Origin of the sequence: Vagococcus lutrae, assembly GCF_023299185.1 — a bacterium.
Taxonomy (GTDB): Bacteria; Bacillota; Bacilli; order Lactobacillales; family Vagococcaceae; genus Vagococcus_A; species Vagococcus_A lutrae.
In genome coordinates, this window is record NZ_CP097017.1 from 1,178,345 (window position 1) to 1,190,301 (window position 11,957).

The following is an 11,957-nucleotide window of genomic DNA, read 5'->3' on the forward strand; positions in this document are numbered from 1 at the left end:
GCTAGCTTTTTATACTTATTACACGTTAGCTGTTTGTTGACGCGTTTCGCCTAAAGCATTTAAACGTGCTTCCCATTCTGCTTCTGATAAATCATTTTCAGCAATATAGCGATTACGGTCGTGTGCACGACATTCTGCACTACATCCACGAACGTATTTATCTTCATTTTCAACAGATGTCAAAATTTGACGGTTACATTCTGGATTACCACAGTTTACATAGCGTTCACATGGTGTTCCATCAAACCAGTCTTTTCCAATAACAGTTGGATTAACATGGTTAATCGGCACACTGATTCGCTCATCAAAGACGTACATTTTACCGTCCCATAGTTCACCACGTGTCTCTTCATCGCGACTATATTTAGCGATACCGTCTTTTAATTGACTAACATCTTCAAAACCTTCTTTTAATAACCAACCTGAGAATTTTTCACAACGAATACCACCTGTACAATACGTGACAATACGTTTGTCCATAAATTGTTCTTTATTATCACGAATCCATTGAGGTAAATCTCTAAACACACGAATATCAGGACGGACAGCGCCGCGGAAATGGCCGAGGTCATATTCGTAGTCGTTACGCGCATCAATCACAATCGTATCTTCATCTAACAACGCTTCTTTAAATTCTTTTGGTGAAAGATAATTCCCTGTGATTTCTAATGGGTCAATATCATCTTCTAATTTTAACGAAACGATTTCCGGACGTGGACGAACGTGCATTTTTTTAAAGGCATGACCTTCAGACGCATCTATTTTAAAGAGAATATCTTTAAAACGCTCATCCGCATGCATTAACTCCATATACTTTTCAGTATCTTGAATCGTACCTGATACGGTACCGTTGATTCCTTCTTCTGCTACTAATATACGCCCTTTTAAATTAAGAGAACGGCACATCTCTAAGTGAACCTTTGCAAATGCCTCAGGATTGTCAATTCTTACATATTGATAGTATAATAAAACTTGGTATTTCATCTTTTTTAGTCCTTTCACAAACATAATTCGTCTATAATACAATAATACAAACTAAGACGATTGTAAACAGTTTTGTTTGTGTTTTACGAGCTAATAGTCGTTCATTTTTTCACTTTAAAAGATTGTGAAAAAACAAATAAAAAGAAGATTGCATCATGTCATGAGTTTTGTTACACTTTAGAAATAATGATTGGAGGAACGTTTCATGTTATGGAAAGAATTAAAAAAACAATATCGTTACATGGACGGCATTATCATTATTTTCTTAGTGATACTATCATTTTTACCGATCGGGGTATTTTCATATACGCAAGCTAAGCAACAACATAAAGAAGGAGAAACAGTGGCAATCGTTTCTATCGACGGCAAAGAGGTCGACCGTTTTGTCCTATCGGAAGAAACACCTCATCAAGAGAAAACTTACCACCCTTCAAAAAAACAGTATAATATTATTGAAGTAGACGGTACGCGTATTCGAGTCAAAGAAGATAATAGTCCTGACCAAATTGCTGTTCGTACTAGTTGGATTAGTCAACCGGGCCAGACGAGTATCTGCCTGCCACATAAATTAGTCATTGAAATTCAAGGCGTTACCGATGATGACGAAGATGATATGATTATTACCTATTAACAAAAACAACAGCCACGCTCTATTAGAGAGCGTGGCTGTTTTACTTTATACTAGCGAACGATAGACTGTGACATACGATAATAAGTATGTCGCTTACCGCGAATCGCAATAGAAAGTGCCATAATATTTTCAGGAGTCGGCATGCCACCAAAACCAGCATCGCCAATATGTTGTAAATCAACACCACAACGTTTACTTGCTAAAGCTAATTCGCGAATAGTTGCTTCATCAGATGTTTCTTGACTCGTGCCAATAGAAGACATAGATAATTTACCTGCTGCTTTAATTTGTTGACAAGCTTCATAGACTTCTTGCTCACGAATACCAGGAACCGTACCCGGACATGGTAGTAAAATAATATCTGCACCGGCTGTTATAAATTGGTCGATCGCCGTTTGAGAAATAACGGGTTCATCTACCCCTGAACTATGCATTTTTCCTGCAATAATCAGACCGTCAAATGATTCTTTCGCCACTCGAATTGCCTTTTCAATCTCGACATTTGTCACACCCGTCCCTGGATTGCCAGTCAAACAAATAAAATCAAACCCTAAACGACTCGCTTCTTCAAATGTTTCCTTCACTGCTTTACGCCCACTGGCAATCGCAATTTGCGACTCCATTAAGGCAGCCTCTCCTGCAACAGGCTCTAAATTAACCCCAATAGGCGCACCGGATAGTTCTTTTAGGCGGGCTATCACATCCGTCTCACTATCCACCCCCGCAACATGAGGTTGCAACACATCCATGCCATTTAACAAAATCATGTCGCCACCAAACGAAACGGAGACTTCCGCATTTGTTAATGGCCACATCGCTTGGGCGTGGTTGATGTTCTCACAAACAACAGTACGTCCCTCACTTGCTTTGATTGATTGAAATAACTCGGTCGCTGACATTCTCTTAATTTCTGAAGCCGTACTGCTAATTAAACGTTTCATCTTAAAATTCTCCTCTAAGTTTATTTTTTATGCAATGAATAAGGTAAGTGTTTCTGCCATTTTTCTTGAGGCAGTGGGGGAATTAAACTCATTTCAAATTCTATCTCATTGGCTGTCATCAATTGTTCATGACGGATGGCTAACGGTGCTACTTCTACACCGTCAATTCGCAGTCCTTTTACGAAAGGATACATTTTGGGACAGGCAGTCGTCCGGATGACTAATTCACGATCAGTGCCTACCTTCACGGTCATTTTTTCAAAACGTGGGACGCCAACGACATACTCACCTGAACCTGGACAAACTGGGTAAAAACCTAAACTTGATAAAATATACCAAGCTGACATACTGCCATTATCTTCATCTCCCGGATAGCCTTGCCAAGAGCTATCAAATAGCTCGTCTTGAATTTTTTTGACGAGCATTTGCGTGTAGGCAGGTTGATTCACATAGTTAAACAAATACGGTATGTGGAAACTTGGCTGATTGGACATCGCTAACTGACCAAAATCCACCGCCGCCATCTCACTCATTTCATGAATTTCAAAACCATAGCCTCCCACGTTAAAATCAGGCGAACTTTGAACTAAGGCGATTAAATGATGCGTAAAGGCTTCCGCTCCACCCATTTGTTCAATCATATCTGCAAAATTATGATACATAGCTAGACTATTTTGCCAAGCAGAACCTTCTGTATAATGCTTGCCCCAGTCAAGAGGATTAAAAGGTGTCACAAATTCACCAGCAGCCGTTTTCGGTCGCATAAATCCTGTTTCTGCATCAAACAAATGGCGATAATTTAACGATTGTTGATCGTACTTTTCCATAACAGCTCTTTCTCCTAATTGCTCTGCCACGCGAGCAATACAAAAATCACTGTACGCGTAATCTTGCGTATGGTTGACACTTTCACCATAATCGCTCGAAACATACCCCAACTCTATATACTGTTCCGTTCCTCGACGTCCGTAATGTTCATGCTCGCTTTGAACGGTAGCTCCTTTGATCATCGCCTCTAAAAATTCAGGCATTAAATCTAAACGAATGCCTTTTACCGCGGCATCTGCGATCACTGCATCCACTAAAGTTCCTGGCATTAGACCACGCTCATCAGGCGATAACCACTTAGGCAAATAACCTGTCTCACGATATGCATTTAAAAAACCTTCTAGCATAATGTCATAGTAATCGCTAGCAATAATGGAATATAACGGGAAGAGCGTCTTATACGTATCCCAAAACCCATTATTTGTAAAATATTTACCCGGTCGTATTTTACGACTCATCGTATCGTAGTGATAGTCATTCCCAGCTTCGTCACGTTCGTAAAAGGTTTGAGGAAATAAACCCGTTCGATAAAGATTACCATAAAATGTACGACTATCTGCTGACGCTTGATCATCGATATGAATCCGTCCTAAATAATCTAACCACTCTTGACACGCTGCGTGTCGCCAACTCTCAAAAGAATCACCTTCGACTGCCAGAGCATGTCGTGTCGCTTGGTCGCTGGAAAGAAAACTCGTGCCGATTGAAACGGTTACATTATCAGCCGCAGAAGCAAAACCAAATAACAAACTATGTGTCTTTTCAGACTCTTCTTCGTTAAACATCTCTTCTGTTGATAAGTATGTCGCAGGGGTTGAAAAACGAAACGTGACGTACATTTTAAAGTCAGGATCTTCACAGCCTGCATAATTGATTATATAACCAGACAAAGCTAAACCATCATCTGATAGGGAAAACGTATAACGTCCTTTTAAAGACAATAGCCACGCTGCTGTCTCTGGTTGTTGGTACGTCATACACAACTGTGCACCATAGCGCGTCGGCACTAACTCAGACACAATTCTGTGACGTAAAGATGTAATATTTAAATAGTGCGGTGCAAACACACTCTGGTCTGGACGATAACTACTTTGATGAAAAAAGAGAGTCGTCTCTGCCACGTTAGATTGAGTAGGAGTCATAACAAATGAGGAAAAATCGCCCATCCAAGGACTAGGTTGGTGCGTTAAACGAAACCCTTGGAAGGTACGATCGTTCGGATTAAAAAACCAACTTCCACGCTCTCCAGCTGTTTGCGGCACAAAATAATTCATGCCAAACGGTACGCCTGTGTATGGAAGAGCATTACCATTAGAAAAAGTATACTGATTGTCTGTTCCTTGACGCGTGTCTATCGAAAGTAAATCACGTTCTGTTCGTATCATATTACCACGCCTTTCATCATTTAGTTGACTAAATGATATACCATTAATTTGAAAAAGTAAACAAATGATATACTTATTTTTCTTGATGAGTCGTTTCTCTCACTTTTAAACAAATTGGCACCACATCTTGCGTCGCCTGAATACTCGCTTCTTCAATTTGATGTATTAATCGTTTAGCTGCCAATGCACCCATTTCAGCAAAATCTTGTGCTACCGTTGTTAGTTTAGGTGTTATCAATTGACTCGCCTGACTATTATCAAAGCCGACAATTGAAACTTCTTCAGGAATTTGTACATCGCGTTCTTTAAGTTGATTAACCAGTGAAATTGCGACAATATCATTTTCCGCTACGATTCCCTCTACACCTTGCGCTAACATCTGACTGACGACTTCTTCTAAATAATCATCTAAAGCTAATCGTTCTAAATTTTGATATAAGCATTTTTCTGTCACATTCTCTTCATATAGCGCTTTTAAATAACCTAGATAACGTGTTTGGATAGTCGACACTTCAAGCAATGGCATACTAGAAACAAACGCAATCTTTTTCAAACCACTCGCAAGCATATGTTTCGTCGCCTCGTATCCTCCCTGTTCGTTATCTGCGACAACACTCGGAAAGCCAATAGCTTCATACTCTTTATCCAAAATAACGGTGGGGACACGATGTAAATATAAATGATATAACCAATCAATATCTATCTCTTGCGTCATCGGATAGAACAACACACCCGCATAGTTTTCTACAACTTCAGCAATTTGGTACTGCGAAAGCTGGTCATGTCCTAACATGACGACACGATAAGATGTGCCCGCTAACGCTTGAAAAACACCCTGAGCATAGTTTCCAAAACTCGTGTCATGTGAAAACGGACTGACAAATAATAAATCTTCTTTTTTATTTGTCGACACTTTACTTGGTATCCCCTTTACAAAACTTCCCTTACCTCGAACGCGATAAATCAACCCCTCAGCTTCTAACTCTACTAAGGCTCGTTTTGACGTAATACGACTCACTTGATATTTTTCCGACAACTCCAACTCTGTCGCAATTTTATCCCCTTTGGTATATCTTCCACAGACTATATCTTTTTTTATATCATTAATAATTTGTTGATATAAGGGTATTTTACTCATAACGTTCCCTCTTTTCTTCTGTCTTCTTTATCATTTTACCACATCTTGTCATTAAACTTTAGAAAAAGATAGACATTCTTTTGTAAATGATATATCATTTGGGTATAAAAATAAAATACATATATCATAGGAGGCTCATCATGGTTTATCAAACGATACCTGCATCTGTCCAATCTTTTATGGATCACATTAATTCTTTAACACAACAGGACAACCCTAAGTGGGGAGAGATTTTTAACAAATGTTTTGCCAATACCCTTTTAACAACGGTTAAGCGTCAAGAAGACGGCACGACCTTTTTATTAACAGGCGATATTCCTGCCATGTGGTTACGTGATTCAACCGCTCAAGTACGTCCTTATTTACCGATTGCAAAAGATGACGCTGATTTAGCAGATATGATTGCTGGACTAGTCAAACGTCAATTTTTCTATATTAACATCGACCCTTATGCGAACGCTTTCAACGAAGAACCCAATAATGCCGGGCATCAAACAGACCATACTGAGATGAACCCCTGGATTTGGGAACGTAAATACGAGATTGACTCACTCTGCTACCCTGTTCAGCTCGCTTATTTATTACATCAAGCAACTGGGCAAACCGACCAATTTAACGCCGATTTTCATAAAGGTGTGGCGAAAATTTTAGAAGTGTTTGAAACAGAACAACATCATGAAAATTCACCTTATACATTTGAGCGTGACACATGGCGTGAAGAAGATACGTTAACCCATGATGGGCGCGGTACTCCTGTTGGCTATACTGGTATGACATGGTCAGGTTTCCGTCCAAGTGACGACCGCTGTATCTATGGCTACTTAGTCCCCTCTAATATGTTTGTCGTCGTCATCTTAGGCTATTTAGAAGAGCTTTATACCTCTCTTTTCAATCAACCTAAAGTAGCACAACGAGCGAAAAAACTCAAAGAAGAAATCGATGCGGGGATTCGCCAATACGCACAGATCCAAAATCAAGCCGGTGAGACTATTTATGCTTACGAAGTCGACGGACTAGGTCACCATTCTATTCAAGATGACTCCAATGTACCAAGCCTGATGTCTGCTCCATACCTTGGCTACTGCGCGGACGACGATCCTGTTTATCTCGCGACACGTCGCACTCTATTAAGTAAGGAAAACCCTTATTATTACGAAGGAAAATATGCAAAAGGCATTGGTAGCTCACATACACCTGAAAATTATATCTGGCCAATCGCTGTTTCTATCGAAGGAATGACGACGTCCGATAAAGCGGAGAAAAAACGTATTTTAGATATGCTCGCTGCAACAACCGGGGGTACCGATTTAATGCACGAAGGTGTCCATGTAGATGACCCGACTAAGTATACACGTGAATGGTTCTCATGGGCGAACATGATGTTTTGCGAATTAGTCATGGATTACTATGACATTCGCGTTGAAAAATAAGGAGGAACAACTACGATGAGTAAGAAAAAAGTTTATATTATCTCGCATAGTCATTGGGACCGCGAGTGGTACATGCCTTACGAGCAACATCACATGCGCCTTGTCACATTGATGGATGATTTACTAGAAATTATCAAGACAGATCCTGATTTTCACAGTTTCCATTTAGATGGTCAAACGATTATTTTAGACGACTATCTTGAAGTCCGACCTCATAAAAAAGAGGAAGTCCAAGCAGCGATTGACGCTGGAAAATTAAAAATCGGCCCCTTCTATATCTTGCAAGATGATTTCCTTATTAGTTCAGAAGCCAACACACGTAATATGTTGATTGGTTTAGAAGAAAGTCGCAAATGGGGAACACCAGTTAAGCTAGGCTATTTTCCAGACACCTTTGGAAATATGGGACAAGCTCCGCAAATGATGCTTGAAGCCGGCATTGAAATGGCGGCGTTCGGTCGTGGTGTCAAACCAACCGGCTTTAACAACGTCGTAATTAACGATGAAAAATATGCATCGCAATTCTCAGAAATGTGGTGGCAAGGTCCAGACGGCTCTAAAATTTTCGGCCTTCTCTTTGCTAACTGGTACAGTAATGGTAATGAAATCCCTGTAGATAAAGAAGAAGCTAAAGTATTTTGGGAACGCAAATTAGCAGACGCAGAATTATACGCTTCAACGAATCATTTGCTGATGATGAATGGTTGTGACCATCAACCTTTACAAAAGGATGTGACGCAAGCTATCAAAGTCGCAAATGAACTTTACGATGACTATGAATTTATTCACAGTAGTTTTGAAGAGTACCTAGAGGCAGTGATGACCGACTTACCAGACAACCTAAGTACTGTTGAAGGAGAATTAACGAGTCAAGAAACAGACGGTTGGTATACGTTAGCTAATACTTCTTCTTCTCGCATCTACTTAAAGCAAAAAAATACCGAAGTGCAACGTCAATTAGAAAGCATTGCTGAGCCTTTAGCTACTATGGCAAGCCAAGTGTCAGGTCGTTATCCACACGATGAATTACGCTATGCGTGGAAATTACTATTACAAAACCACCCTCATGATAGTATTTGTGGTTGTAGTGTCGATGAAGTTCACCGAGAAATGATGACCCGCTTTGACAAAGCACTTGAAGTAGGTCGCTTTGTCGCTAGTGAAGCACTCGAAACCTTAACACTTGCGATGAATACTGAGGTGTTCCCAGAAGAAAGTCGCCCATTTATCGCATTTAATACTAGCGGAAATCAAAAACAGACGGTATTTGAAACAGAAATCGAGTGGGAACGCATTCCGTTTTCAGAAATGCCCCCACCTGCTGGTTATCGTGAATTAAAAGCCAAAGATTTGCCTGATTTTTACGTTATCGATGAACAGGGACAACAAGTCGCAGCGGAAATCGTCGCATACGACACTCGTTTTGGTTATGATTTACCAAAAGATGGCTTCCGAATTCCGTTTATGGCGAATTATGTGACCGTTCGTGTCCACGAAGCATTTGATCCTTTATCATGGAAAGGCTATGCTCTAGTTGCAGGTAAGGCGAAAGAATTCTCACTAACTTCTATGGTAACCAACGATGGTTATCACCTAGAAAATGAACACGTTACACTTACAATTCAAGAAGATGGACGTCTTACTTTAACAGATAAAGTAACGGCACAACGTTTTGAAAACTTACTAACGTATGAAAATGTCGGCGATGTTGGGAATGAATATATCTTTAAACAATCACCAGATAAGACTGTCTTATACAGTCATGATTACCCAGCGGAAGTCAACGTCATAACCGACACCCCGTTATTAGCCGAAGTCATGATTCGTCAAACTTTACCTGTACCTGTTGGTGTAGAAGAAGAACAATTACGCGAAGAGATGAAGTCTGTTACGGAGTTTCGTCAACGTCACGCGACACGTACGAAAGAAACAGCTCCTTTAACAATAGAAACGATATTACGCCTAGAACGTGGCAAACGCCAAATCCAATGTGAAGCACGTTTTAACAATCAAATGAAAAATCATCGTTTACGCGTGCTCTTCCCAACGATGATTGAAACGAATAAACATGTTGCTGACAGCATTTACGAAGTGGCGACACGTCCTAACGATGTAGCGGATACGTGGACAAATCCAACGAATCCACAACATCAACAAACTTTTGTTAACGTTCATAACGAAACACATGGATTAACGATTGGTAACTATGGGTTAAACGAATATGAATTATTAGAACAAGACACGACAATCGCTGTCACCATCTTACGCGCTACCGCCGAATTAGGAGATTGGGGTTATTTTGAAACACCTGAAGCACAGTGCCTAGGAGAACAAACAGCTGCTTTCACGATAGAGCCACATGGAGCTAATGACGGCTTTGCGACATATCAAGAAGCCCATAATTTCCAAATACCGATTTCTGTTACGCAAACATCACGTCATGCTGGTGCCTTACCAGCCGACAAACAATTTGCGACCATTGAAAGTCCAAATTATCAATTAACAAGCTTCAAGTGTCAAGAACACACGTTAAATATTATCATGCGTGGTTATAACTTAAGTTCTGATGATGAAGCGCCACTGACATTAGACATTCCAGGACATCAAGCGGTTAGAAGTACGCTAATTGAAACAGTCTCTGACAAAGCATTGACGTCAACTTTATTACCAGCTGAAATTCACACCACGCTGTGGACATCAAACAACGCATAGATTTTCTACACTGGTAGAAGCAAGCAACTGACCTCACACAAAAAGCCCTCCCCTTCTCTTGAACGAGAAAGGCAGGGCTTTTTCTTATCTAGTAATTTACTCTGTAAAGGTCATCGGTGTTAAACAAGCTTCATAGATAGCTTGCACATCTTTTACTTCCAGTGGCACGTAGGCATGTGTCGCCAGCGTACTATGCTTGACCGCTTGTTCAGCCATTTCTTCTAAATACTCACGATCAATTCCAACTTCGCCTAGCGTCATCGGAACGCCCCACGCAACGAACGTTTCATATAAACGTTGAATTGTTTGACGCGCTGCCGCCCATGGCTCTTCCCATTCCACACCTAAAACAGCACGACCAAACGCAGCGATTTTTTCAACCGTATCGGCATTTAAAATATGTGCCAACCAACGTGGTGTTAAAATAGCTAGACCGATTCCATGCGTAATATCGTAATAAGCACTCAGTTCATGCTCCATCGGATGACAAGACCAACTGCCTTTTTTCCCACTTCCTGTCAGGCCATTCAGTGCAAGAGAGCTCGCCCACATCAAATTAGCACGCGCGTCATAATGCTCAGGTTGTTCTAAAGCAATCGGTGTATAGTGAAGAACTGTTTTCATTAGCCCTTCTGCGACATGATCTTGCACCGTCGCATGCTCTGTCACACTAAAATAGTTTTCTATTAAATGACTTAAAATATCGGCTGACCCAGCCATTGTTTGATAACGTGGCACAGTAAACGTATTGGTCGGATCAAGAATCGATGCTTTCGGAATTAATGCACGACCACCCATTCCTAACTTTTCTTTTGTTTCCATATTTGAAATAACAGCCCCACCGTTCATTTCTGAGCCGGTTGCAGCTAATGTCAAGACCGTGACTATCGGTAGTCCTTTTGTTGCTAGCTCTCGTTTCTGTGTAAAATCCCAAGGGTCGCCATCATAGTAATACGCAGCCGCAATAGCTTTGGAACAATCGATTGTAGAACCACCGCCCACTGCTAAAATCACGTCGATATCATGTTCATGACATAAGCGAGCACCTTCTTTGACAGTCTCTAAGCGCGGATTAGGGTCGATGCCCCCTAATTCGATAACGGTCATATTCGCATTCTTTAACAATGCTTGAACTTCATCATACAGCCCGTTACGTTTTATACTTCCTCCACCATACGTCAATAACACACGCTGCCCGTGTTCTTGTAATAGTCGTGGTAAGTGCTGTAATTGTCCTTCTCCAAATAAAATATTAGTTGGTGCTTGAAAATCAAAATTTTCCATTTTTTTCTTCCTTTCGTCTTTAAAATGAAGACCCCGGCATTTTTAAAAAGGCAATTTCTTCCGATGTAGACGGACGACCTAAGACAGCATTTCGGTGTGGATAACGACCAAAGCGTTTGATAATATCATAGTGCTGTTTTTCATATGCCAAATTAGTTTCCAGTCCCGGTTCAGAAAAAGCTTTCAAAGCAATCTGATGAATCTTTTCAGATTCGGAGTGCATTAAAGGCATATACAAAAAGGCTCGTTCTGCTGTCGTGAGTTCGGATAAATCTTCCTGGGCCATCGCTTCTTGCGTTAAAACCAGTGCCATACCGTCATAGGCAAATGAACGTGCGTCATCACGATATAAATTACGTGAAAATTGATCAAGCACGATAATCTCTGCCAAACGTCCTCGAACACTCGCTCGCCAATCGACTAACTCTCCTTGCGTTGCTTGACGATGACACTCCCCAAAACGTTGGCGAATTGTCTCATCAAACGTCGGATCTTTTTCAAACCATTGCGCAGGCGTTGCTTCTTCAAACCAAAAATGTAATACATCTTGATATGTCATGAAATATCCCTCCTAGTCTACCTATATTTTGCCATATTTTTACGCGTTTACCTAACGATAGCCTT

The 11,957-nt window shown here is 40.7% G+C and carries 9 protein-coding genes; 3 read left to right on the top strand and 6 right to left on the bottom strand.

Going from position 1 to position 11,957, the window contains the following annotated elements:
- Positions 1 to 18: 18 nt before the first annotated feature.
- The gene (trhO, locus tag M2919_RS05645) at positions 19 to 984 is read right to left on the bottom strand and encodes an oxygen-dependent tRNA uridine(34) hydroxylase TrhO (RefSeq protein ID WP_248848342.1); all 966 of its coding nucleotides are present in this window, start codon (positions 982 to 984) and stop codon (positions 19 to 21) included.
- A gap of 205 nt (positions 985 to 1,189) precedes the next feature.
- Between trhO and M2919_RS05650 the strand changes: the two genes are divergently transcribed.
- Complete coding sequence (locus tag M2919_RS05650; protein WP_126763589.1) at positions 1,190 to 1,615, top strand: NusG domain II-containing protein; 426 nt, start codon at positions 1,190 to 1,192, stop codon at positions 1,613 to 1,615.
- A 50-nt stretch (positions 1,616 to 1,665) separates the two neighbouring features.
- Here M2919_RS05650 and M2919_RS05655 read toward each other — a convergent pair whose 3' ends face one another.
- From M2919_RS05655 to M2919_RS05665, 3 genes are all read right to left on the bottom strand, one after another.
- The gene (locus tag M2919_RS05655) at positions 1,666 to 2,556 is read right to left on the bottom strand and encodes a DUF7916 family protein (RefSeq protein ID WP_248848343.1); all 891 of its coding nucleotides are present in this window, start codon (positions 2,554 to 2,556) and stop codon (positions 1,666 to 1,668) included.
- Between the two features lie 20 nt (positions 2,557 to 2,576).
- Positions 2,577 to 4,769, bottom strand: a complete 2,193-nt coding sequence (locus tag M2919_RS05660) for a GH92 family glycosyl hydrolase (RefSeq protein ID WP_248848344.1) — start codon at positions 4,767 to 4,769, stop codon at positions 2,577 to 2,579.
- 73 nt (positions 4,770 to 4,842) lie between these two features.
- Positions 4,843 to 5,907, bottom strand: a complete 1,065-nt coding sequence (locus tag M2919_RS05665; protein ID WP_248848345.1) for a GntR family transcriptional regulator — start codon at positions 5,905 to 5,907, stop codon at positions 4,843 to 4,845.
- 140 nt (positions 5,908 to 6,047) lie between these two features.
- Between M2919_RS05665 and M2919_RS05670 the strand changes: the two genes are divergently transcribed.
- Positions 6,048 to 7,337 (top strand): glycoside hydrolase family 125 protein, encoded by a 1,290-nt coding sequence (locus M2919_RS05670; RefSeq protein WP_248848346.1) that lies wholly within the window; start codon positions 6,048 to 6,050, stop codon positions 7,335 to 7,337.
- Between the two features lie 15 nt (positions 7,338 to 7,352).
- Complete coding sequence (locus M2919_RS05675) at positions 7,353 to 10,049, top strand: alpha-mannosidase (RefSeq protein ID WP_248848347.1); 2,697 nt, start codon at positions 7,353 to 7,355, stop codon at positions 10,047 to 10,049.
- A 96-nt stretch (positions 10,050 to 10,145) separates the two neighbouring features.
- Here M2919_RS05675 and M2919_RS05680 read toward each other — a convergent pair whose 3' ends face one another.
- Together M2919_RS05680 and M2919_RS05685 are read right to left on the bottom strand one after the other, a co-directional pair.
- Entirely contained in the window at positions 10,146 to 11,333 is a 1,188-nt protein-coding gene (locus M2919_RS05680) for an iron-containing alcohol dehydrogenase (protein ID WP_248848348.1), read from the bottom strand.
- 19 nt (positions 11,334 to 11,352) lie between these two features.
- On the bottom strand, positions 11,353 to 11,892 hold the full coding sequence (locus M2919_RS05685) for a DUF924 family protein (protein WP_248848349.1): 540 nt from the start codon (positions 11,890 to 11,892) through the stop codon (positions 11,353 to 11,355).
- Positions 11,893 to 11,957 lie beyond the last annotated feature (65 nt).